This window comes from Kribbella pittospori (assembly GCF_004331465.1).
Lineage (GTDB): Bacteria > Actinomycetota > Actinomycetes > Propionibacteriales > Kribbellaceae > Kribbella > Kribbella pittospori.
The window spans coordinates 241,981-264,783 of record NZ_SJKB01000003.1; the positions used below are offsets into that span (position 1 = coordinate 241,981).

Below are 22,803 nucleotides of genomic sequence, written 5' to 3' on the forward strand. Positions count from 1 at the left end.
TGTCGTTCCAGGTAACGCCAGTGCCTCCCTCGGGATCGCGAAGGTCCGTAGTGTTGACGCCATGGACCACCGAGCCGAGATCAAGGAGTTCCTCAGCTCCCGCCGGGCCCGGCTCACCCCCGAGCAGGCCGGCCTGCCGGTGTACGGCGGCAATCGCCGGGTGAAGGGACTGCGGCGCGAGGAGGTCGCCCTGCTGGCGGGCGTCTCGGTCGACTACTACGTCCGGCTGGAGCGGGGAAACCTGGCCGGCGCCTCGGAGAGTGTGCTCGAGGCTCTCTGCGGCGCGCTCCAACTGGACGACGCCGAGCGCACGCACCTGTTCGCGCTCGCGCGCGAGTCCGACGCCACCCCGGTACGGCGCCGCCCGGCGGTGAAGGGGGTTCGCCCGGCCCTGCAGCAGATCCTGGACGCGATCACCGATGCGCCGGCCTGGATCCGCAGCGCGCGGTTCGAGGTGATGGCGGCGAACCGGCTGGCTCGCGCGCTCTACGCGCCGATGTTCGCCGATCCGCGCCGTCCGGCCAGCACGGCCCGGTTCATCTTCCTCGATCCGGCCGCCCAGGAGTTCTTCGTCGACTGGGAACGCGCGGCCGACGACATCGCGGCGGTGCTGCGCTCCGAGGCCGGCAAGAACCCGCACGACAAGGCACTGACCGAACTGATCGGCGAACTGTCCACCCGCAGCGAGACGTTCCGGACCCGGTGGGCCGCGCACAACGTCCGCTTCCACCGCACCGGCGTGAAGAAGCTGCACCACCCGGTGGTCGGCGACCTCGAGATCAACTTCGAGGCGATGGAGATCCCGTCCGACCCCGGCCTGGCGCTGGTCGTCTACACCGCCCCGGCCGGCTCGCCGACCGCGGACGCGTTCCAGCTACTGGCCAGCTGGGCCGCCACCCAGGACCAACCCGAAATAGTCGCCCAGGACAACGAATAGTTGTGCGGATCCTTCAGGAGACCGAGCGGATGCGGTTGGGGGCGGCGGAGCCTCGGACGATGAGGGTGGTGGCCAGCTCGACGTGGTGTGAGGCAACCTTCTCGCCGGCGGCGAGCTGAAGGGCGGTGCGGAGCGCGACTGCTCCCATGTCGCGGAGCGGCTGCTTGACAGTCGTGAGTGGCGGCGACGCGAGCCGCGCGACCTGGGTGTCGTCGAAGCCGACCACGCTCAAGTCCTCGGGGACTCGCAGACCGCGGGCGCGGGCCGCCTCCAGTACGCCGAGCGCGGCCTCGTCGCTGCCGGCGAAGATCGCGGACGGCCGGTCGGCCAGGTCCAGCAACGCCGCTCCGCCGGCCAGGCCGTCGTCGTACAGGAAGTCGCTGAGCCAGATGTAGTCGGGTGGCACCGGGGCGCCGACCGCCTCCATCGCACTCCGGAACCCGCTCATCCTGGCCTGGTTGCAGCCTGAGGTCGGCGGACCGCCGACGTACGCGATCCGCCGATGGCCGAGGGACAGCAGATGCTGGGTCGCCGCCATGCCGCCGGCGAAGTTGGTCGAGCCGACGCTGGTCACGTCGGGCTGCGGGATGTTGGCCGGGTCCACGACCACGAGCGGCAGCCGGGCCCGCGACAGCGCGGCCAGGTCGGCGTCGGCCAGCTCACTGGTGATCCCGATCGCGGCGCGCCGACCGGCCGCGATCACCTCGCGGATCCACCGGGCCGCCCGTCCGGAGCTGGACGTCTGCGGGTGCGGCGGATGTGCGTTCAGTACGACGTCCACCCCGGCTGCCTGGCCGGCGTCGACGACACCCTGGATCACCTCGACCGAGTACGCGTTGACGATGCCCTGGTAGAACAACTCGATGCTGTCCCGCTCGACCGTCTCCGGCCGGCGGCCGACGTACCCGTGCTTCTCGAGGATCTCCTGGACCCGGGCGCGGGTGACCGGCGAGACGTCGCTGCGCCCGTTCAGCACCTTGGAGACCGTGGCGATCGACACCCCGGCGGTGCCGGCGACGGTGGCGAGGGTGACGCGTCCCTTCAGCCGTGACATCTCATCACCCTCCTCCCGGGGCATCGGCGGTGACCGGGGTGCGGTCGACCGGAGTGGTCAGCATGCGCTCGTGACCCACCACCCTCACATCCCCGGTGACCCGGACGACAGCGCGACACGGCAGGTCCTGCGACGAGGTGCCGAGCATCACTTCGACGTCGCCGGGCTCGACGATCCGGCGCAGATCCGGCCCGGTGTACGCCGTGCGATCCGCGTGCACACGGAAGGTTACGTCAACCGCCGCCTGCGGTTCGAGCGATATCCGCGCGAACCCGGTCAGCAGCTTCAGCGGCCGCGCGATCCGCGCCACCACATCGTGCAGATAGAGCTGGACGACCTCGTCACCGGCCCGATCGCCGGTGTTGCGGACCCGCACGGTCGCGGTGAAGTCACCGTCGTTCCCGATCTCCGTCGCGCTCATCCGCAGGTCACCGACCTCGAACGTCGTGTACGACGCGCCGTACCCGAAGGGGAACAGCGGCGCGGCCTCGAGACCACTGATGCCCGCACTCTCGACACTGCCAAGGGCTGGCTGCAGATACGTCCCCGGCTGCCCGCCCACGTGCCGCGGGATCTGCACCGGCAGCTTGCCACTTGGCACGATCCGCCCACTCAGTACGCCGGCAATCGCGGCGGCACCCTCCTGGCCCGGGATGAACGCCTGCACCAGTCCGGCGACCCGGTCCGCGATGCCACCAAGCGCATAGGGACGCCCCGAGACCACCACGACGACGACAGGCTTGCCGGTGGCAAGCAACTGGTCGAGCAACTCGTCCTGGACGCCGGGCAACCGCAGGTCCTCGGCGTCACAGCCTTCCCCGGACGTGCCGTGACCGAACAGTCCGGAGAGATCGCCGACGTACGCGATGCAGACATCCGCATCCCGCGCCGCGGTGACCGCGGCCTCGAAGCCGGAGCGGTCGTCTCCCATCACGTCACATCCCTTGGCAGACAGGAATTCGACGTCCGGAAGTTCGTTGCGCAGGGCATCGATGGGAGTGACCACCTCGACACCGAGGCCGCGATCGGGGTACCGCGGCAGGACGTGGTTGGGGAAGGCGTAGCAACCCATCAGGGTCCGCGGATCGCCCGCGCACGGCCCGACGACGGCGATCCGCCGCACGTCCGTTGACAGCGGCAACGACGATCCCGCGTCGAGCAGGATGACCGACCGCTCGGCAAGCTGCCGCGCGATGGCTCGGTTCTCGGCCGAGTCGAGGTCGATCGCCGCATCGCCGACCGAGCCCTGCGGAGTCCAGTCGGGATCGAGCAGACCGAGCCGGGCCTTCTGCAACAGCAGTCGCCGGGCCGCGCGATCGACCAGTTCCTCGGACAGTTCGCCCGCTTTCACCTTGTCCAGCAGGCCGGCGAAGCCGATGGTGTCCGGCAGCTCGACATCGGTGCCGGCCGTCAGCGCAACCGCGCCCGCGTCGGCGTTGTCGGCGGCGACCCGGTGCATCGACGCGAGGAACGGCACGGCCCAGTAGTCCGAGACCACCGTGCCGCCGAAACCCCATTCGTTGCGGAGGACCTCAGTGAACAACCACGAGTCCGCGCCGGCCGGCAGCCCGTCGATGTCGGAGTACGAGCTCATCACCGATCCGGCGCCGGCCGTCGCGATCGCGGTCTCGAACGTCGGCAGGATGAAGTCGAGCAACTCCCGCCGACCCATCGACACCGGTCCGTGGTTGCGGCCGGCGCGGGACGCGGAATACCCGGCGAAGTGCTTCAGCGTCGCCAGCACGCCCGCGCTCTGCAGCCCGCGCACGTACGCCGACCCGAGCATCGCGACCAGATACGGATCCTCGCCGATCGTCTCCTCGACCCGCCCCCACCGATAGTCGCGGACCACGTCCAGCACCGGCGACAACCCTTGATGAACGCCGACCGCGGCCATGTCCCGCCCGATCGCCGCCGCCATCCGCTCGACCAACTCGGGGTCGAACGTGGCACCCCAGGCGATCGACGCCGGGTAGACGGTCGCGCCGTACGTCGTGAATCCGGTCAGGCACTCCTCATGCACGAGCGCGGGGATCCCGAGCCGGGAACTATCCAGCACGACCTCGTGCTGCCGGATCAGTTCGGCCACGCCCTGCTCGACCGATTGCGGGATGCTGCCCCAGACCCGGGTCAAGTGACCGAGCCCGTCCCGGCTCGCCTCCGCCAGCGACGGCGCGGCACCGGTGGTGAAGACGTCCTCCATCGGCGCGACGTTGATCGTCTCGTCCGCGGGCAGCTCGGCGTCGGCCATGTCGTTGCCCGCCCAGCGGCTGCCGAGCTGGGCGATCTTCTCCCGCAGCGTCATCGCCTGCAGGAGCAGTTCGACCCGCTTGTCGGCCGGCAGTCCCGGGTCCCGCCACGGCTGGTCGCTCGAGCTGGACAAGAAATTCTCCCTAAATCGGCGCCCTTGGTTGAGACAAAGTATCGAAAAAGTTTCGATACTTTCAGCGATTCTCGCCGTCGTCACAAAGTCTGGGAATCACCTGTGTGACCAGGCGATTCCGTGACCTCACTGTGACCGCAAAGAGCCGGTAGTTCAAGTCTTGACAGCGACATGTTCGAAATCTACGTTACGAAACATCTTTTAATTGTCCGGTGCTTCCGCGACCGGCGGAGCAGCATGGAGTACGGAGATCACAGTGGATCCCATGGCGACATCTCGGCGTACGTTCCTCGGCCTGGTCGGCGGGGGCGCACTGGCGGCCGGCCTCGCGGCCTGCGGTAGCTCCGGCCCGAAGACCACACCCGGTTCGACCACCGGCGCGGCCGCCGGCACCGGTACGACGTACTGGTACCTGACCGGCCAGCCGCAGGAGGCCATCCGGGACGCGCAGGTCAAGCGGTTCAACGACGCGAACTCTGGCAGTCAGATCAAGACCACCAAGTTCCAGAACGACGCGTTCAAGGCGAAGATCAAGACCGCGATCGGTGCCGGCCAGGGTCCGACGCTGATCTGGGGCTGGGGCGGTGGCGGCCTCAAGGCCTACGTCGAGGCCGGCCAGGTCGAGGACCTGACCGACTGGTTCAACCAGCAGACCGACCTGAAGAACTCGATCTTCCCGTCCGCCTTCACAGCAGCCACAGTCAACGGCAAGCTCTACGCGGTGCCTGGTGAGACCGTGACGCCGATCGTGCTGTTCTACGACAAGCGCTCGTTCGAGAAGATCGGCGCCCAGCCGCCGCAATCGTGGGGCGACATCATGGACCTGGTGCCGAAGTTCAACGAGAAGGGCATCGCGCCGTTCTCACTCGGCGGCCAGTCCCGCTGGACCAACATGATGTGGCTGGAGTTCCTGTTCGACCGGATCGGCGGCAGCGAGGTCTTCCAGAACATCTACGACGGTAAGAAGGACGGCTGGTCCGACCCGTCCGCGCTCAAGGCGCTCGACGAGATGCAGAAGCTGATCAAGGCGAACGGCTTCGTGAAGGGCTTCTCCTCGATCACCGCCGACTCCAACGCCGACCAGGCCCTGCTCTACACCGGCAAGGCAGCGATGATGCTGCACGGCGCGTGGACCTACGGCAACATGAAGTCGTCCGGCAAGGACTTCGTCACCGGGGGACACCTCGGGTACATGAACTTCCCGCCGGTCGACGGCGGCAAGGGCGACCCCACCGACACCGTGGGCAACCCGGGTCAGTACATGTCGATCTCCTCCAAGGCGAGCCAGGCCGACAAGGACAACGCGAAGAAGTTCATCGCGAACAACACACTCGACGACGCGACGGTGGATGCCTGGGTGAAGTCCGGCAACATCCCGGTCGTGAAGAGCGCGAAGGACAAGCTCTCGTCGATCACGGACAAGAACGACTCCGAGTGGCTGAACTTCGTCTACGACACTGCGGCGAACGCGAAGAACTTCGCCCAGTCCTGGGACCAGGCACTCAGCCCGACGGCGGCCGAGACGCTGCTCGACAACATCGCCAAGCTCTTCCAGCTGTCGATCTCCCCGCAGCAGTTCGCCGACAACATGAACGCGGTGATCGGACAGTGACTCTGACCGCTCCGCCCGCCGTCTCGGCCGGCGCTCGTCAAGCTCCGTCCGGTGCCGTCGGGCGGAGCGGTCGGGTCAGCTGGATGGTCCTGCCCGCACTGGTGATGTTCGTCGTCTTCGGTGTCGTCCCGCTGGTCGGCGTACTCGCCCTCAGCTTCACCCAGTGGGACGGCCTCGGCCCGATCCATCCGGCCGGCCTGTCCAACTGGCGGTCCGTGCTCTCCGATCCCACGCTGCCGCACAGCATCTTCGTGACCTTCGAGATCATGATCCTGTCGTGGGCGGTGCAGACTCCGATCAGCCTGCTGCTCGGAGTCTTCCTTGCCGGCCGCCAGCGGTATCGCGCGTTGCTGGCCGTCCTCTATTTCATTCCGCTGCTGCTCAGCTCGGCCGCGATCGCCATCACCTACAAGGCCCTGCTCGACCCGAACTTCGGTCTGGGCCCGGGACTGCATCTCGACTTCCTGACCCAGGACTGGCTCGGCAAGAGCAACCTCGCCGTCGGCGTGGTCGTGTTCATCGTCTCCTGGCAGTTCATCCCGTTCCACTCGCTGATCTACCAAGGTGGGGTCCGGCAGATCCCGACCACGATGTACGAGGCCGCGTCGATCGACGGGGCCGGCCGGGTCCGGCAGTTCTTCAGCATCACGGTGCCGCAGCTGAAGTACACGATCATCACGTCGTCCACTCTGATGGTGGTTGGGTCGCTGACGTTCTTCGACCTGATCTTCGTCCTGACCGCGGGCGGTCCGGGCGACGCCACCCGCGTCCTCGCCCTCGACATGTACAAGCGCGGATTCATGTCCAACCAGATGGGCCCGGCCAGCGTGATCGCCGTCTTCCTCGTGTTGCTCGGCCTGGCCCTCGCCCTGTTGCTGCGCCGGCTCGGCGGCAGTACGACCGCCAGCCAGCAGGAAGGTGCGTGACATGGCATCCGGCACGACAACGGCCACGAGAAGCACGAGTACGGCGACCCGGCCGGCGCGCGGCGGACCCGTCCGTGCCCACAAGCTGCTCCAGCTGAACTGGTTCGGCGGTGCGGCAGGCTGGGTGTGGCTCGGGATCGTGCTGATCCCGCTGTACTGGATCGTCGTCACCAGCTTCAAGGACCAGAGCGACTACTTCACCCAGAACCCGTTCGCGCTGCCGTCCGCCCCGACGACAGAGAACTACAAACTGGTGATCGAGTCCGACTTCCCGCGGTACTTCGCCAACAGCGTGATCGTCACGGCCGGCACGATCATCCCGGCGGTCGCGATTTCGTTCATGGCGGCGTACGCGATCATCCGCGGTGCCGGCAGCCGCTTCCTTGCCGGGGTCAACGGCCTGTTCCTGATGGGCCTGGCGATCCCGCTGCAGGCCACCATCATCCCGGTCTACCTGCTGATCATCCGGATGCATCTCTACGACAGCCTGCTGGCGCTCATCCTGCCGTCGGTCGCGTTCTCGATCCCGCTGTCGGTGCTCGTGCTGACGAACTTCATCCGCGACGTACCGAAGGAACTCTTCGAGTCGATGCGGGTCGACGGTGCGACCGAGTGGGACATGCTGCGCAAGCTCGCGCTGCCGCTGACCCGGCCCGCGCTTGTCACCGTCAGCATCTACAACGGCCTCGCCGTCTGGAACGGCTTCCTGCTCCCGCTGATCCTGACCCAGAGCCCCGACAAGCGGACCCTGCCACTGGCGTTGTGGACCTTCCAAGGCCAGTACAGCGTGAACGTTCCCGCCGTCCTCGCGTCGGTCGTGCTGACCACGCTGCCGATCGTCATCCTCTACGCCCTCGGCCGCCGCCAGCTCCTCAGCGGCCTGACCGCCGGCTTCAGCCGGTAGGACACGCCCTAGCTACAACCTTCTGCTGCCGGGTCTGATCGCCCACGACGCGAGCGCCAGTACGGCGAACGCGGCGGGGGCGATCATTCCGGCGTACTGGTGGTCGGCGGCGTTCGATGCGGCCGCGCCGGTCATGTTGATCAGCACGCCGGCGTACGCCCACTCCTTCAGTCGCGGCAGGCCGGGCGCAACCAGCACCACCGCGGCCGCCACCTTCGCGACGCCGAGGATGGTGGCGAGATAGCTCGGGTACCCGAGGTCGATCATCATGGGGTAGAACGGCGGCAGCCGCAGCAGATCCATCGTGCCGCCGACGGCGCACTCGCCCACTACGATCGTGGTCACTGCCCAGTACGTGCCGGTCTTCATCGTGACTCACCTGCTATCGGTACGGACCCGTACTCTTATCTATCGGTACGATAGCGTTTCGATGGAGGAGGTTCAATGGCAGCGGTCTCGCGCGGCGACGGTGCCCGGCAGCGGATGCTCGCGGCTGCGCTGGAGGTTCTGGACGAGTCAGGTCTGGCCGGCTTCACGATGGAGGCGGTCGCCCGGCGGGCCGGCGCGAGCAAGGCGACGCTCTACCGGCGCTGGCCGACCACGGGCGCGCTGCTGATCGACGCGATGGACGCGACCTTCCGGCCGTTCCCGGTGCCGGAAACCGGGAAGGTGGAGTCGGATGTGGCCGCGATCCTGAACGCGTTCGTGCAGCTGATGGAGCACACGCCGTTCCCTCGGCTGCTGGCCGCCTTCATCGACGCGGCCGAACGTGACCCCGCCCTGTCCCGGCTCCACGCCGACCTGACCGGCCGCCGACGCGACCCGCTCCTCGCCGTTCTCGAACGCGCTCGCGAACGCGGGGAGCTTCCCGAGGACACGGACCCCGAGCTCACCACGGACCTGCTCACCAGCCCGTTCTTCTACCGCCGGTTCGTTGCCCACCGCCCCATTCCACCGACGATGGTGGACGAGGTCGTCAGCCGCGTCCTGGCACGCTGACTCCGGACGACCAACCGGGATTCACCGCGGGTGCTGGTTCGGCGAGGGAGATGCGGGACCGGACTGCGAGGCCCTCGATGTCACGCCGCAGCGGCATCGCGCCCATCTGGACCGCCGGACGGTACGCCGCGCGGAGCGAGTCGCTCAGTGTCGAGGCCGGCCGGCCTTCACCGAGACCCGACTCCACGAAGCGGAACAGCGCTTGCGCTTCGCCCCAGACGTTCCCCGTCTCGCGGCAGGCCGCTGCGGCGTCGAGCCAACGATCGGGCTGATCACCTCCGGCCCGGCAGCGCTCCCGCTCGGCCTCGAACAGTGCTCTGTGCATCGTCGCAGCGGGCGTGCCGGCCGAGAACGGCTCGGTCGGCCAGCCGGCCAGCACTTCGTCGAGGGTGGCGATCGCCTCGGCGACTTCGGCTGGATCCTGGTGGTCCCGTGCGGTCCGGGCGAGTTCGGCGGCGACCTGTGCGTAGGCGACGAGAACGTCGTCACCGAGGTCCTCGGCCGCCTGGTCGCCGGTCGGTACGCAGCGCTTCAGCCAGTCGAGTGCGTCCCGAGGCTTGCCATCGGCAAGCAACGTTGCCGCTCCGCAGAGTTTGAAGCCCTCCTGGAGGCCGGGGAAGCTGCTGGGCACGAGTTCTTCCGCGCGCTCCAGATGCAGTCTCGCCTCTGCAACCTGACCCGACCTCACGGCGAGCAGGGTGGCCGCGAGCCGGACGCCGGCGCCGCTGATACCACCGCACCGCGCCGCCAGGGCCGTCCGGATCATCGCTCGCGCTTCGTCCCAGCGACCGTTGTCCAGCAACCCGTCGGTCAGCATGAACAGCAGGAAATGGCAGGACTTGCCCGCACCGCCGTCGATCAGTTGCCGGTACGCCGTCAGGCCTTCGGCGAGGAACTCGTCGTACCGGCTGAGCTCAGCCAGGGCGTTGAGTCGCCAGATCGTCGCGTCCTGCAGGTCGCGCAGGTTTCCGTGCGACAGCGCGAGGTGTGCGGCTCGAGTGGCGTCGGTCAGCGCGTCCGGCGGGCTCGTCACGCACGTCGCGGCCGCACGCTTGCAGAGTGCTCTCGTCAGGGCCTCGTCGGAGCCTGATCGCTCGGCGGCGGCAACCGCCTGGCCTGCGTACCTGCTGCTGGCGGTCGGGTCGTTCCACACTTGCAGGGCGGCGAGTTCGGCAAGCGCCATCGCGTGTTCGGGGCTGTCCGGATCGGACGAGCTGAGATCGACGGCGTCCTGCGCGTCGGCCAGGTCCGGCGTCGAGGGCGAGTTGGCGCTCCAGCGTGCCGTCGATCTGCTGGTCAGGATCGCGGCGGCCAGGAGGGGCTCGGTACGCCGGTCGACCAAGTCGACCGCCTGGTCCAGCAACGCACTGGCCTCGCCGGGTTCGCTGATCTTCGAGTACGTCGAACTCGTACGCCGCAGCAGCCGGATCCGGTCGTGCACGCTGCCGCGGATCGGGTCGGAGACCGACTCCCACAGATCGCAGGCGCGGCGCAGATGGATCGCCTCCTCGGCCGGCGCACCCAGCCGCCGCGAGTCGTCGGCAGCTTGCAGCGACCAGCGGTAGGCGTCGTCCGTCCGTCCGGCCAGGTGGCTGTGCGCGGCCAGGTCGGCCGCGGCCGCGTCGGGCGTGGCTTCCAGCACTCGCACGTACGTCGCATGCACCTTCCCGGCCGCGGTCAGCGGGAGACCGTCATACAGGATGTCGGCGATCAGCGGATGGCGGAACCATGGTGTGCCGCTGGTCGACTCGATGACACCGTGGGTCTCGGCCTCGGTCAGGCAGTCGGTCACATACTCGGGGTTGATGCCGTGCTCTCCGGCGACTCTGGTCAGGACAGCGAGCGGCACCGGTCGACCGGCGGCCGCCAGCAGACGGGTGAGGTCCCTGGACTCCCGGGTCAGGCCGTGCCATTGGGCGAGTAGCGCATCCCGCAAGGCGTCCGGCACAGCGATGGGAGCGGCCTGCGGGTCCGGGAGATCGCGGACCAGCAGTTCGGTCAGGTACGGGTTGCCGTCGGACATCGCCTGCACCTGCGCGGCCAACTCCAGATCCCGCGGGTGCTGGGTCAGGCCGGCGATCTGATCAGCGGTCGATTCGAGGTCCAGCCGCTCCAGGTGGATCTCCTCGAACGACGGCATCCGGCGCATGTCGGCGAGCCAGCCGTGCAACGGGTGTGTTTCGGACCGTGCCTCGTCGCGGCAGGTGGCGATCAGCGCCAACGGCTGGTTCCGGAAGCCGGCGATCAAGTAGGCCAGCACATCGAGGGACGCCGCGTCCGCCCACTGCAGATCGTCGACGACCACCACCGTGGGTCGGCGGTCAGCCAGTCGGCTGATGACGAGATCGACCAGCGGTACCAGTCGTCCGCCGGCGATCGCCGTACCGAAGCCGATCGAGGGGAGCAGGGCCGCGAGATCGTCGGCACCGGCGAGGACCTCATCGCGCTCGGTCGGGCCGGCGGTGTTCAGCCAGTCCTGAAGCACACCGGCGATGGGCGTGTACGGAACCTCGGCGGCGGCGAAACGGACGCAACTGCCCCACGTTGGTCGCAACTGCGAGGCTTGGCAGGTCTCTCGGACCAATCGCGTCTTGCCGACGCCTGCCTCGCCGTGAACGAACAGCGCTCGTGGACTACCTTCGGCCGCACTCTGCAAGGCGCGGGCCAGCAACGCCTGCTCCCGGTCGCGGCCGGGGAGCGATCCGTGGTCTCCGTCCGTTCCCCCCATGCGGTCAGTGTGCGCCCCAACGCAAGAGCCGACCACAACTTTGCGTGGTGGGTCACTCCTTGCGGTCGGCGATGCCGCGCGTCGCGAGGAGGGCGGCGGCGAGGATGGCTGCGCAGAGAACGGTCAGCAGAGTCAGCGGTACGGCGTCCTCGGTCGCCGTGTGGTCGTTGGACAACAGGGTCATGATCGGGCGGATCGGCGAGACCCAGCGGATCAGCAGGACGGCGAGGATCGCGGCGGCCGCGGTCAGGGTCGCGATGCCGATGCGGGGGATGACCAGACGCGAGCAGAGCAGGCCGATCGCGGTGCCGATCATCGCGGCGGCCAGTTGGGCGACGGCGCCGACGGTCAGGTTGCCGGCGGTGATGACGTGCTTGCCGGTGACGATCGGGTAGATCAGGCCAACCGCGATGAGCGGGATGCTCCAGGTGAGTACGACGGCGACTGTGATCGCGAGCACGCGCAGCGAATCGCCCATCATCACCAGCGTGATCTTGCGCTGGGTCGGATCCTCGTGGTTGACGATGCTGACCGCCAGCCAGGTGCTGCAGATCAGCATGGCCAGCACACAGAACGCGTACGACGCCTGCAGCGGACCGTTGTCCGACGTCACGCCGACCGCGAGCGCGGCGAGGAAGATCAGGGTCGGCGGCAAGTAACGCTGGGAGAGCAGGACGCTGGCCAATAGGTACCGGTAGAGGGCGCTCACTCGGGCTTCACCTGCCGGACCGACACCACTGACCAGCCGTGGTTGAGGGCGGTCAGCAACGCGGCGTCGTGGCTGCCGGTCGGGATGATCAACGTGACGCCGGCGTCGTGGCGTCGTACCTCGAGAACGTCGGGCTGGTGCGACCAGTCGAGGTCGGCGCCCGGGATCAACTCGATCTCCGTCAACTGGTGCGGTGTGCTCGTGGTGCGTTGGATGAGCTTGCCCTGATGGATCTCGCAGACCCTTGTGGCGGTTGACTTCACGACCTGGTCCGAGTGCTCGGTGAAGGCGACCGCGCCGCCGTCGCGGGCCGTCTCGGTGAGCAGTTCCCGGAGCGTCCCGTGGGCCGTGGTGTCCAAGCCGGCCCACGGCTCGTCGAGGACGAGCAGTTGCGGTGGCATGAGTAGTGCTTGGGCGAGCGCGACCTTCTGTGCGTTGCCCTTGGAGAGTTCGCGCATCGGCGTGTCCGCTCCGCCGCTCAGCGCGAGTCGGTCCAGGAGCTCGCCGGACCGTTGCCGGGCTGCGCGAGCGGTCAGGCCACGGATCCGTCCCATGTGCCGTAGATAGGCCGAAGCTGAGAGCCGGTCGTGCGAGGCGAAGACGTCCGGTACGTAGCTCACGATCTGCGCGGTACGCCGTACTGTGCCGGTCGTCGGGCGGGACAAGCCGACCATCAGCTTCAGCACCGTCGACTTGCCGGAACCGTTGGCGCCGACGAGAGCCAGTAACTCACCCTCCTGAAGATGCAGATCGACGTCGGTCAGAACCTCCCGTCGGCCGTACCGTTTGGAGACCTTCCTCAGCCGCGCTATCTCCATGCGGCGAGACTATCCGGCCACCGGTCCGCATCACCTTCGCCAGCGGGCGGGTGAGGACGAGCGACACGAGTAACGACGCGGCCGCGAAGGCGGTGATCGACGGCGCCGGCGCGGTGAGGTCGGCGAGCGTACCGGCGAGGATCGCGAAGATCCCGAACGCCGTCATCCGGAGCGCTGACTCGAGACCAAGCACCTGCCCTCGGAGGTCGGGCAGCGTCAGATCGACCAGCACCTCCTGTTGCGACAAGGACGCCGAATACCCGCTACTGCCGACGGCGACCAGAGCCGCGAGTACGCCGATCGGCAGGTCGAAGGCAAAGCCAAGGAACGGGACGGCCAGCAGGTACCGCAACCAACGGCCGGCGGCACGACGACCTGATGGGGTGAGGAAGCGGCCGACGACGAGATCGCCGGTCATCATCCCAGCGGCTCCCGCGGCCAGGAGCCAGCCCGCGCGCGGTCCGGCGTACGGGACGAAGAGGGCCTCGCAGCCGACGATCAGGCCGTTGGGCAGCGACAGGGCGAGCAGCAGCGGTCGGGTCCTGGCCTGGCCGAGGAGACGGCGGTTGCCGCGCCAGGTCTCGCCGAGGCCGGTCCGGGTTCTGCGTCGCGGTGCCCGATCGTGGAGACCGAACCGGAGGACGGGGATGCTCAGCGCCGAACAGACCGTCGCCATCCACAGCACGGTCGCCGGGCTCAGTGCCTGCAGCAACAATCCGGCGATGCCGAAGCCGGCGATCTGCATCGCGCCGACGGACAGGTTCATCGCGGACCGGCCGAGGATGAACTGGTCCTCGTCGACCACCTCGTTCAGCAGCCCCCAGCGAACGCCGCCTCCGATCGAGAGCCCGTAGGCGACGAGGAGCGCGAGGAGGAGCCGCATCCCCGCGCTGAGATCGAGGGCAGCCTGGGCGGCGACCGCCGCGGTCGACAGGGTGGCGAGTGCGGTCAGGACTCGCCGTGGCCGGGCGGTGTCGGCGGCCGACATGAGCGTGGAGGCGCCGAGCACCTGGGCGAGTGACGGGCCGAACATCACCAGGGCCGCCAGCAACGCCGACCCGGTCGCGGCGTCGACCATCAGGGCGAGGGTGAGGCTGGTCATCGTCGACGACGCGTTGCCGAGGGCGCTGCTGACCCAGAGGTTGCGGAACTCGGCGTTCCTGAAGATCTCCCGGTAGGTGCTCATGTCCGGAAGCTTCGACGGCGGCGCGTCCGCGCCCTACAGTTTCGGATGGAGGCGAAACCTTGTCCGAGTTCCTCGTCGACGCCGACACGCTGGCCCTGGCCCGGTTCGGGACGTCGCAGCTGACCGAGACCGTGTCCGCGCTGAAGCTGCTGGAGCGGCCGGTCGAGCCGTGGTTCCGGGCCTGGAAGGACCAGCACAAGGCGGCGTTCGACGCTCAGTTGGCCACCCGGCCGGTCTGGGCCGCGCTCATCGGGAACGCGTTCGGCCGGAGTTGGGTCGCCGACTTCCTGACCGTGCCACCGCTCGAGCCGGACCAGGAGCTGGCCGACGAGCTCGAGTTGCTGACGGTCCTGGACGACGACCAGATCCGTGCCGACCTCAGCGTCGTACGGACGCCGCTGCCGGAGATCCTGCTGACGTCGACGGGACTCGCGGATGAGGCGGCGGAGCTGCTGCGGTGGGTGTGGACGGAGACGGTCGAGCCGGACTGGCCGCGGCGGTTGCGGGTGCTGCAGGCCGACATCGTGTCGCGTACGTCGCGGCTCAGCGAGCAGGGGTGGTCGGGCGTACTGCGGGGGCTCGGTCCGGATGTCCGCTGGCTGGGGGACGGGCGGATCCAGGTGAACCGAGCGGACTATCCGCCGACCGACGTACGCGGGCGCGACCTGATGTTCATCGCCGCGCACACGCAGGGTGTCAACGTCAGTTGGCGCAAGCCGGACCGGTTCGCGCTGACCTACCCGGTCACCGGGATCTTCGCCGGGACCGAAGGGGCCGCCGAGCCGCTCGTGCAACTGCTCGGCCGCAACCGGGCCCGCATCCTGGTCGAGGCCGCGGAGCCGGTGAGTACGACGTTCCTGGTCGCGACCACCGGTCTCTCGCTGGCCACCGTCTCGGACCACCTGCGGGTGCTGACCGATGCGGGTCTGCTCGAACGTCGCCGGTCCGGCCGCTCGGTCTTGTACTGGCAGTCCGACACCGGTCGTCGCGTCGTACGACGACCGGTGGCGGTCAGCGGACTTCGATCGGGCAGGCGAGCGGGAGGTCGTTGACCGACGAGCCGGCGCGGAGCGTGAAGGTGCCGGGTTCGGTGGTCCAGCCGTTGTCCCAGTGCTCGAAGGTGTGGTTGTGGAGCTGCACCGTGAGCTCCCGCGCTTCGCCCGCGGCGAGACGTACGACGGCGAAACCGGCCAACCAGCGGGCCGGACGATCCACAGTGGTCGAAGCGCGCTCGGCGTACACTTGGACGACGTGCTTGCCGGCCCGGTCGCCGGTGTTGCGGACGGTCAGCGCGACCGACGACGGATCGACCGCGCGGAGGTCGGTGAGCTCCCAGGTCGTGTAGCCGAGGCCGTGGCCGAAGGCGAACGCCGGCTCGGTGCCGGCCTTCAGCCAGGCGCGGTAGCCGATGTGGACGCCCTCGTCGTACCGGACGATTCCGTCGCGTGGCGTCACGTCGATGACCGGTACGTCGGCCTCCTCGCGCGGCCACGTGGTCGGCAGGCGCCCGCCGGGCTCCACGACCCCCAGCAGTACGTCGGCCAAAGCGTTGCCGTACTCCTGGCCACCGAAGTAGGTGACCAGGAGCGCGGCAACCTCGCCACGCCAGGGCAGCAGCACGGGCGAGCCTGCGTTGACGACCACGACCGTGCGCGGGTTGGCCGCGACCACGGCCCGGACCAGGTCGTCCTGACGGCCGGGAAGTGCGAGCGAACTGCGGTCGTAGCCCTCGGACTCGACCTTCGAGTTGGTTCCGACCACCACGACCGCGACCTCCGCCGCCGCGGCCGCCGCGACGGCCTCGTCGATCAACGCCTGCGGGTCGGAGCGGTCCGGCTCGACGCCCACCGTGACGCTCATGGCGTTGCCGAGACTGCCGTCGCGCCTGGGGAGATCGACTTCCACCCGAACGTCGACGGTCTGACCGGCAGTCACCTCCAGCGGCGCCGAGATCGACGGCGGCGCCAGGAGCGCCGCACCGAGATCAGTCCCCACCGGTACGGCGACGTCGTCGCGGAGGAGCTTGCCGTCGGCAAAGATCCGGCCACGGCCGACGGACGCGAAGCCGAGCAGAACGGAGCCCGACTCGGTCGGGGTGTAGCTCGTGCGGAACTCGACGGTGGACGCATCGCCGATCGGTGCGCTACCGCCGAGATAGACCAGTGCGCTGGAGAGCCGGTCCTCGGCGAAGAACTCGGCACCCGCGGCGTCCAGGAAACGAACCCGTGCGCCCGGCTGCCCGGTCTCCGGATTGACCATGGTCGAGAGCGGTAGCTCGGCGACGCCTTCCTGCACGACGGCGCCGAGCGAGTAGGTGACCTCGGCATCCGGCAGCGCGGCCCGGAGGCCGTCGAGCGGCGAGACCACGGACGACGGGATGACGGTTGCACTCCCACCGCCCTGGGTGCGCGCGTCCCGGGCGTTGTGGCCGATCACCGCCACGCGGGAAGGCGCGCTCCACGGCAACTCTCCGGTGTTCCGGAGCAGGACCGAGCCCTCGGCGGCCGCGGTCCGGGCGAATGCGACGCCGTCGACCTGCGGCACCTCGGCCGGCTTCTCGTAGCCCTCCAGCGCGCCGACCCGGGCAGCGAGCGCGAGCAGCCGCAGTACCTTCCGATCGATCGCCGCTTCCTCGACCTCACCGGCCCGTACGGCGTCGACCAGTGCATCACCCCACGCGCCGACCGGTCCCGGCATCGCCAGATCCTGCGAGTACTTAGCGCTCTCGACGCTGCGTACGGCGGTCCAGTCGCTCACCACGACCCCGTCGAAACCCCAGTCGGTGTTGAGCGGTGTCTCCAGCAGGTCGTTCTCCGTCGCGGTCGCCCCGTTGACCGAGTTGTACGCGCTCATCACCAGCCACGCCTTCGCCTCGGAGACCGCCTTCTCGAACGCGAGCAGATAGACCTCGCGTAGCGCCCGCTCACTCACCTCGACGTCGACGGTGAAGCGGTCGGTCTCGAAGTCGTTGGCGACGTAGTGCTTCGGCGTCGCGCCGACACCCAACTCCTGTACGCCGGCCACGTAGGCAGCGGCCAGGTCGGCAGTGAGCACCGGATCCTCGCTGAAGGCCTCGAAGTGCCGGCCACCCAGCGGGGAACGATGCAGGTTGATCGTCGGACCCAGCACGACGTCCACGTCCTTGCGCCGGGCCTCGAGTGCCGACACGACGCCGTACCGGTGGGCGACCTCGACGTCCCAGGACGACGAGAGGGCGGTGGCCGACGGCAGGTTCAGTGATGGGTCGCGCTCGTCCCAGACGGGACCGCGGACGCCGCTCGGCCCGTCGGAGAGAACCATCGAGCGCAGGCCGATGCCGGGCAGCGGATGGGTCGACCAGAAGTCCTGCCCGGTCAGGACCCGGACCTTCTCCTCGAGCGTGAGGCGGCCGAGCAGTACGGCGAGATCGGCTGAGCTGGGGTTCATGCGACGACTGTACGCTCCAAAACCGAGTATCGCTAGGTTTTCGTTCCGGGTCTCGGTAGCATCGCCCGCATGGCTGCCAGAGGTCCGTACGCGAAGGGGGTCGCGAAGCGGGAGGAGATCCTGACCGCGGCACTCGAGGTGATCGCCCGGCAGGGCTACCGCAAGACCTCGACCAAGGAGCTCGCCGCCGCGGTCGGCCTGAGCGAGGCCGGTCTGCTGCACTACTTCGGGTCCAAGGAGAAGCTCTTCGAGGCGGTACTGCGGGCGCGCGACGAGGCCGACGTCGACCGGTTCGAGGAGTCGGACCTGATCGGCAAACTGACCGCGATCATCCGGCACAACAGCGACGTACCGGGTCTGGTCCAGCTCTATTCGACGTTCTCGGCCGAGGCCGGCGACCCACAGCACCCGTCGCACCCCTACTTCGTGGAGCGGTACGCACGACTGCGCGAATCCCTGGCCGACGCGGTGCGCGCCCGTCAGTCGGCTGGGACGTTCAGTCCGGCCGCGGACCCGGAGGTGATCGCGACCGTGCTGATCGCGCTCTCCGACGGTCTTCAGGTCCAGTCGCAGTTCGGGCTGCCGGTCGAGCCGGCCGACCTCCTGACTCAGGTCGTGGGCCTGCTCGGTTCGGCTGGGGGAGCGGTGGATAGTTGAGGCATGACGAGCTCCGCGGGTGAGGCCGCCGGACCACCCGCGGCCCCCGTGGCCGATCGACGGGTCCTGACGAAGGAGATCTGGCTGGTCCTGGCGCTGTCGCTGGGCGCGTCGGCGCTCTCCGCGGTGATCTCGTTCACCGGTGTACTGACGTCGGCGAAGCCGATCAGTGGGCAGACGGCCGTCATCGTCGGTTCACGGGCGCCGGGGCGCCCGTGGCTGGACCTCACCTGGCAGGTGTTCGCGGTCGTCACCGCTCTGGTCCCGGTCGCGCTCGTCGCCCACTTCCTGGCCCGCGGGGGCGAGTCCCTGCACACCATCGGCTTCGATCTGCGGCAGCGCGTCCGCGATCTCGGCCGCGGCACCGCCGTCGCGGCCTGCGTGGGTGGAGCCGGGCTCGCCTTCTACCTCGCCGCCTACGCAACCGGCGCCAACCTGTCCGTCGACCCGTCCCAGCTGCCCGACTACTGGTGGCGCATCCCGATCCTGGTCCTCGTCGCCGTGCAGAACGCCGTACTCGAGGAGGTCATCGTCCTCGGCTACCTCAACCACCGGCTGGACCAGCTGGGCTGGTCGACCACGCAGTCGACGGTCACCAGCTCGCTCCTGCGCGGCTCGTACCACCTCTACCAAGGCCTCGGCGGCTTCGCCGGCAACGTGATCATGGGCGTCATCTTCTGCCACCTGTACCGGCGCTGGGGCCGGGTCGGACCGCTCGTCGTGGCCCATACGTTGATCGATATCGCTGCCCTGGTGGGGGCGACGTATCTGATCGGCAACGTCGGCTGGCTGCCCGGCGGAGGGTGATCGAAACGACTGACACGTAACCGATCGGGGGTGGATCGGGTTGTGGATACGTGACTGTTAACGGGGAAATCGCAAGTCCGCCCGAGATCGATCCGGGGTTGGCGGCCGCCGCACTGGCCGTCTTCGCCCACCGGCACGAGGTGGTCCATCTGCTCCACGCCGCTACCGACGAACCGGACGCGCTGGCCCGCATCGCCGACCTGCTGCGCGTCGACGAGGCGACCATCGCCAGAGTCCTGGACCAGCCGCTGCGCTGGATGCTGCCGCAGTTCCGCACCGAACTGGAGGCCATAGCCGCCGCTCCACCACCGGCCACTGCACCAGAGCCCCAGCCCGAGCCGGCGACCCACTGACCGCGCGCGGGGTGGACACCCCGTCCACCCCGCCGTCAGACCGGCTCCGGTTAGGTTTGGCGGATGGAGACTCTTGGGGCGGACGTGCTGGAGATCGCGGACGAGTTGACCGAGGCGTACGTCGAGGTGTTCACGGCGCCTCCGTGGCAGCACCGGGATCCAACCGAGACGCGGGTCGCGTTCCGGCGGCGGTTGGAGGGCGACGCCCGGCGAGACGGGTTCCAGGCCTGGGTGGAGCGGTCCGATGACGGGCGCATCGCGGGGTTCGTGACCGGCTGGATCACGCCGGCGCCGTTCCGGACCGACCGGTCCTACGGGAGCGTGCAGAAGCGGATCGGGCCGGAGCAGGTCGAGGAGTTGCTGGTCGGTGGCTTCGAGATCGACGAGCTGGGGGTGCTCGCGCATGCCCGCGGGACAGGCCTCGGGCGGCGGTTGCTGGAGACCGCGACCCAGGAGCAACCGCGCGCCTGGCTACTGGCCTGGAACCAGAATCACGACACCCTCGCCTTCTACCGCAGGATCGGCTGGCAAGAGCCACCCGTCCAGGGCCCCGAGACCGACATCGTCGTCTTCGTGTCCCCGAACCAGTCGATCAGAGGCTGAACAGACTGGTGGCGTTCTGCCACATGATCGCTTCGTGCTCGTCCGGGGTCAGGTTGGCGGCTTCGAAGGCGCCCAGCGCTACCGAGGGGTCGATGAGCGTCGCGTCGGTGCCGAACATGAGCCGAGAGTGGCCGATCTGCTCCAGCACCCAGCGGATCCGGTTGGCGTCGGGCGCGGACCAGCACGGCTCGAACCAGATGCGGTCCGAGCGGGACGCGGCCTCGGGCAGGTGCGGCCAGCCGAACGCGCCCATGTGGCCGGCGATCACCTGAGCGTCCGGGACGCGGGCCGCGACGTCGGCGAGATCGAGGACGTTGTCGCCCCAGGTGTGGACCAGAGTGGGCAGCCCGAACTCCGTGGTGAGTTCGATCGCGGCCTGCATGCCGGGGGAGGCGATCGGGGTGCGGCTGTATTCGGTGTGGATCTTGGCGCCGACCCACCGGGAGCGACCGTCCCCGGCGAGCAGTTCGTCGAGATCGGCCCGGGCCTCGTCCAGCCGGCGCGGGTCCACCACGAGCATGCCGCGCAGTCGCGGGTCGGCCGGGAGTTGTTCCGCGAGCGAGCGGTTCCCCGCGGGTGCGTCGTACACGATCGCCTCGATCGCGGAGACCAGTTGGAGGTCGATGCCGAAGCGGTCGATCAGGTCGATGTTGACGTCGATGCTGCGCACGTCCATGGAGAAGAACCACGGACCCCAGTGCGCGTGTACGTCGATCAGCATGCCGGCTCCAGGAGGTTGGTCAGGGACGTGCTGCCGGCCTGGGCGATCTCGGCGGGCGTGAGCTTCGAGGTCAGCAGGCGACGTACGACGGAATGGGTCTCGTGGAACGGCGTCCGGCAGCCGAGCAGCAACCGCTCGGCGCCGACCTCACCGGCGACGATCTCGAGCGAATCCGGCCCGGTGAGCATCCGGGTCGAGGTGTGGAACCCGCTCTCCGCGCGGGCGAGCACGATGAAGTCACCGAGGTGGTAGAAGTGCGTGTCGAGGAACACGACGCGCGCCCCGAGACCGCGGAACGGCGTACCGATCTTGCGTACGTCGCCCTCCACGAAAATGGTCAGGTCCGCGTCCACCAGCAGCCGCACCACATGGTCGAACGACGGGAAGCCCGGTTCCACACCCTGCGCGGTCGGCGCGAGCCGAATCGTCCGGGGCCGGTCCGGCTGGGCCAGGATCCGCTCGAGTTCTCGCTCGGCGCCGAGCACGTCCCGCAGGTCGAGCACCGGGGCCGCCGACCAGCCGTTGCTGTCGGCAACCTGCCGCGCCTCGTCGTTCCCGGTCGGTACGTCGAAGTGCACGGCCCGCAGCGAGGACACGACACCACCGGAGATCCCGGTGGCCTTGAACACGTCCTGCACCGCGTCGGGGCGACTCCAGCGACCGGTCGTGACGTCGTGCCCGACCAGTACGTCGCAGTCCAGCAGGTGCGGGGTGTCGTTCATCAGGCCTCCCGGGCCAGTGCGCTGTGGACCTTGCGGATCGCGGCGACGATGTCGTCGACGTCCGCGTCGGTGTAGTTCTCGTTCCAGGGCAGGACCAGCAGCCGGCTGTTGATCAGGTCTTCGGCGTTCGGACACAGACCGGGCGGGTACTCGGTGTCCTGCAGCGGGAACTTGGACTGTCCGTAGGTGATCCGCTCACGGACCGCGGGCGCGGCGTACAGCGGGCTGGTCAGATAGCCGCCGACCGCGGGCACGCCCTCGGCGGTCAGGGCCGCCGCCCACTCGCGCATGTCGCCCGCGACCTCCGGATCGATGATCAGCGGGTACTGCCAGTACACGTGATCGCCGCCGTCCGGTGGCGTCGTGATGCCGGCCAGGTCACCGATCCCGGCCGTGGCGCGTGCGGCGCCGGTACGACGATCGGCGACGATCTCCCGCACCCGCGACAACTGCGCGCGGGTCACCGCCCCGACCAACTCGGTCATCCGGTAGTTGAGGGCGAGGAAGAGGTAGGTCCGCTCGTCGGTGTCGCGCGGCCAGCCCTTGTCGGCGAACAGCCGCATCCGCCGGGCCAGGGCCGCGTCGTCGGTGACCACGAGACCGCCGTCGCCGGCGCTGATGTGCTTGGTCTGCTGCAGGCTGAAGCAGCCGATGTGCCCGATCCGCCCGACGTACGTGTCGCCGACCGGAGCGAGGTACGCCTGCGCGCAGTCCTCGATCAAGACGATCCCATGCTGATCGCACAGCTCCCGCAGTTCCCGGATCGGGGCCGGCTTGCCGAACAGGTGCACGGCCATCACGGCCTTCGTCCTCGGCGTGATCGCGGCGGCGACGGCGGCCGGATCGAGGTTGCCCGTGATCGGGTCGACGTCGGCGAACACCGGTACGGCGTTCTGCATCATGATCGGGAACACCGTGCCCATGTCGCTGATCGGCGTGGTGATGATCTCGTCACCCGGCTCCGGGTTCACCGCCGCGACCGCGAGGTGCAGCGCCGCCGTACCCGAACTGCACGCGACCGCATGCCCGGCGCCCAGCAGGTCCGCGAACTCCTGCTCCAGGGCGGGGACCTCGGTGCCCCAGGTCGCCGAGAGCATGCCGCTGCGCAGCACTCTCTCCACGGCCTTGACCTCCTCGTCGCCGAACCGGCGGCCGGAGGAGTCGAACACCGACGGCAGGGGAGTGGTGCGCACCGGCGTACCGCCGTCACGGGCGAGCGTGCTGTTGTCCATCGAAACGCGTCCTCACGTGGTTGAGG

General features: G+C 69.0%; 21 protein-coding genes. 10 read left to right on the forward strand and 11 right to left on the reverse strand.

Translation table 11 applies throughout. From position 1 onward, the window contains the following. The first annotated feature begins 61 nt into the window (after window positions 1-61). Window positions 62-937 (forward strand): helix-turn-helix domain-containing protein, encoded by an 876-nt coding sequence (locus tag E0H73_RS11530; protein ID WP_131353776.1) that lies wholly within the window; start codon window positions 62-64, stop codon window positions 935-937. 13 nt (window positions 938-950) lie between these two features. Here the strand turns inward: E0H73_RS11530 and E0H73_RS11535 are convergent, their stop codons facing one another. Beyond that, window positions 951-1,991 (reverse strand): LacI family DNA-binding transcriptional regulator, encoded by a 1,041-nt coding sequence (locus E0H73_RS11535; RefSeq protein WP_131353778.1) that lies wholly within the window; start codon window positions 1,989-1,991, stop codon window positions 951-953. A 4-nt stretch (window positions 1,992-1,995) separates the two neighbouring features. Beyond that, a complete protein-coding gene (locus E0H73_RS11540) occupies window positions 1,996-4,374 on the reverse strand; it encodes a glycoside hydrolase family 3 N-terminal domain-containing protein (RefSeq protein ID WP_238163949.1) in 2,379 nt (792 codons plus the stop codon). 265 nt (window positions 4,375-4,639) lie between these two features. On the opposite strand from E0H73_RS11540, the gene E0H73_RS11545 reads away from it, so the two are divergent. Genes E0H73_RS11545 through E0H73_RS11555 form a run of 3 tightly spaced genes read left to right on the forward strand, consistent with a single transcriptional unit; the run spans window position 4,640 to window position 7,816 of the window. Beyond that, window positions 4,640-5,986, forward strand: a complete 1,347-nt coding sequence (locus E0H73_RS11545) for an extracellular solute-binding protein (protein WP_131353780.1) — start codon at window positions 4,640-4,642, stop codon at window positions 5,984-5,986. After that, entirely contained in the window at window positions 5,983-6,912 is a 930-nt protein-coding gene (locus E0H73_RS11550; protein ID WP_238163950.1) for a carbohydrate ABC transporter permease, read from the forward strand. Before E0H73_RS11545 ends, E0H73_RS11550 begins: the two co-directional genes overlap by 4 nt. A 1-nt stretch (window position 6,913) precedes the next feature. Further along, complete coding sequence (locus tag E0H73_RS11555; RefSeq protein WP_131353782.1) at window positions 6,914-7,816, forward strand: carbohydrate ABC transporter permease; 903 nt, start codon at window positions 6,914-6,916, stop codon at window positions 7,814-7,816. Window positions 7,817-7,828: 12 nt separating this feature from the next. Here E0H73_RS11555 and E0H73_RS11560 read toward each other — a convergent pair whose 3' ends face one another. Continuing rightward, window positions 7,829-8,185: a DoxX family protein gene (locus tag E0H73_RS11560; protein ID WP_131353784.1), complete on the reverse strand. Its 357-nt coding sequence runs from the start codon at window positions 8,183-8,185 to the stop codon at window positions 7,829-7,831. A 75-nt stretch (window positions 8,186-8,260) separates the two neighbouring features. On the opposite strand from E0H73_RS11560, the gene E0H73_RS11565 reads away from it, so the two are divergent. Then, window positions 8,261-8,815: a TetR/AcrR family transcriptional regulator gene (locus E0H73_RS11565; RefSeq protein WP_131353786.1), complete on the forward strand. Its 555-nt coding sequence runs from the start codon at window positions 8,261-8,263 to the stop codon at window positions 8,813-8,815. Here E0H73_RS11565 and E0H73_RS11570 read toward each other — a convergent pair. From E0H73_RS11570 to E0H73_RS11585, 4 genes are read right to left on the reverse strand one after another with little or no spacing between them, the layout of a single operon-like run. Further along, the gene (locus E0H73_RS11570) at window positions 8,793-11,543 is read right to left on the reverse strand and encodes an ATP-binding protein (protein ID WP_131353788.1); all 2,751 of its coding nucleotides are present in this window, start codon (window positions 11,541-11,543) and stop codon (window positions 8,793-8,795) included. The two genes, E0H73_RS11565 and E0H73_RS11570, sit on opposite strands and share 23 nt — an antisense overlap. 52 nt (window positions 11,544-11,595) lie before the next feature. Continuing rightward, window positions 11,596-12,252 carry a hypothetical protein gene (locus E0H73_RS11575; protein ID WP_131353790.1) on the reverse strand — a complete coding sequence of 219 codons (657 nt, stop codon included), beginning with the start codon at window positions 12,250-12,252 and terminating at the stop codon, window positions 11,596-11,598. Beyond that, window positions 12,249-13,070: an ABC transporter ATP-binding protein gene (locus E0H73_RS11580; protein WP_131353792.1), complete on the reverse strand. Its 822-nt coding sequence runs from the start codon at window positions 13,068-13,070 to the stop codon at window positions 12,249-12,251. The genes E0H73_RS11575 and E0H73_RS11580 overlap by 4 nt, the downstream gene beginning before the upstream one ends. Beyond that, complete coding sequence (locus tag E0H73_RS11585; RefSeq protein WP_131353794.1) at window positions 12,982-14,256, reverse strand: MFS transporter; 1,275 nt, start codon at window positions 14,254-14,256, stop codon at window positions 12,982-12,984. Before E0H73_RS11585 ends, E0H73_RS11580 begins: the two co-directional genes overlap by 89 nt. Before the next feature lie 59 nt (window positions 14,257-14,315). Between E0H73_RS11585 and E0H73_RS11590 the strand changes: the two genes are divergently transcribed. Further along, window positions 14,316-15,308 carry an ArsR/SmtB family transcription factor gene (locus E0H73_RS11590; protein ID WP_131353796.1) on the forward strand — a complete coding sequence of 331 codons (993 nt, stop codon included), beginning with the start codon at window positions 14,316-14,318 and terminating at the stop codon, window positions 15,306-15,308. On the opposite strand, the gene E0H73_RS11595 is transcribed toward E0H73_RS11590, so the two are convergent. Further along, window positions 15,268-17,682: a glycoside hydrolase family 3 protein gene (locus tag E0H73_RS11595; RefSeq protein ID WP_131353798.1), complete on the reverse strand. Its 2,415-nt coding sequence runs from the start codon at window positions 17,680-17,682 to the stop codon at window positions 15,268-15,270. The genes E0H73_RS11590 and E0H73_RS11595 overlap by 41 nt on opposite strands. A 69-nt stretch (window positions 17,683-17,751) precedes the next feature. Here E0H73_RS11595 and E0H73_RS11600 point away from each other — a divergent pair, with 69 nt between their 5' ends. The 4 genes from E0H73_RS11600 (at window position 17,752) to E0H73_RS11615 (ending at window position 20,102) form a co-directional block, all read left to right on the forward strand. After that, the gene (locus E0H73_RS11600; protein ID WP_131353800.1) at window positions 17,752-18,339 is read left to right on the forward strand and encodes a TetR/AcrR family transcriptional regulator; all 588 of its coding nucleotides are present in this window, start codon (window positions 17,752-17,754) and stop codon (window positions 18,337-18,339) included. A 3-nt stretch (window positions 18,340-18,342) separates the two neighbouring features. Then, window positions 18,343-19,146 (forward strand): CPBP family intramembrane glutamic endopeptidase, encoded by an 804-nt coding sequence (locus E0H73_RS11605; protein WP_131353802.1) that lies wholly within the window; start codon window positions 18,343-18,345, stop codon window positions 19,144-19,146. A gap of 50 nt (window positions 19,147-19,196) precedes the next feature. Then, a complete protein-coding gene (locus E0H73_RS11610) occupies window positions 19,197-19,499 on the forward strand; it encodes a hypothetical protein (RefSeq protein ID WP_131353804.1) in 303 nt (100 codons plus the stop codon). Window positions 19,500-19,562: 63 nt separating this feature from the next. Beyond that, window positions 19,563-20,102 carry a GNAT family N-acetyltransferase gene (locus E0H73_RS11615; protein WP_131353806.1) on the forward strand — a complete coding sequence of 180 codons (540 nt, stop codon included), beginning with the start codon at window positions 19,563-19,565 and terminating at the stop codon, window positions 20,100-20,102. Here E0H73_RS11615 and E0H73_RS11620 read toward each other — a convergent pair. From E0H73_RS11620 to E0H73_RS11630, 3 genes are read right to left on the reverse strand one after another with little or no spacing between them, the layout of a single operon-like run. Further along, window positions 20,092-20,823, reverse strand: a complete 732-nt coding sequence (locus E0H73_RS11620; protein WP_131353808.1) for an amidohydrolase family protein — start codon at window positions 20,821-20,823, stop codon at window positions 20,092-20,094. The two genes, E0H73_RS11615 and E0H73_RS11620, sit on opposite strands and share 11 nt — an antisense overlap. Further along, window positions 20,817-21,545, reverse strand: a complete 729-nt coding sequence (locus tag E0H73_RS11625; RefSeq protein WP_131353810.1) for an amidohydrolase family protein — start codon at window positions 21,543-21,545, stop codon at window positions 20,817-20,819. The genes E0H73_RS11620 and E0H73_RS11625 overlap by 7 nt, the downstream gene beginning before the upstream one ends. Beyond that, window positions 21,545-22,777 carry a DegT/DnrJ/EryC1/StrS family aminotransferase gene (locus E0H73_RS11630; RefSeq protein WP_131353812.1) on the reverse strand — a complete coding sequence of 411 codons (1,233 nt, stop codon included), beginning with the start codon at window positions 22,775-22,777 and terminating at the stop codon, window positions 21,545-21,547. Before E0H73_RS11630 ends, E0H73_RS11625 begins: the two co-directional genes overlap by 1 nt. Window positions 22,778-22,803: the final 26 nt, after the last annotated feature.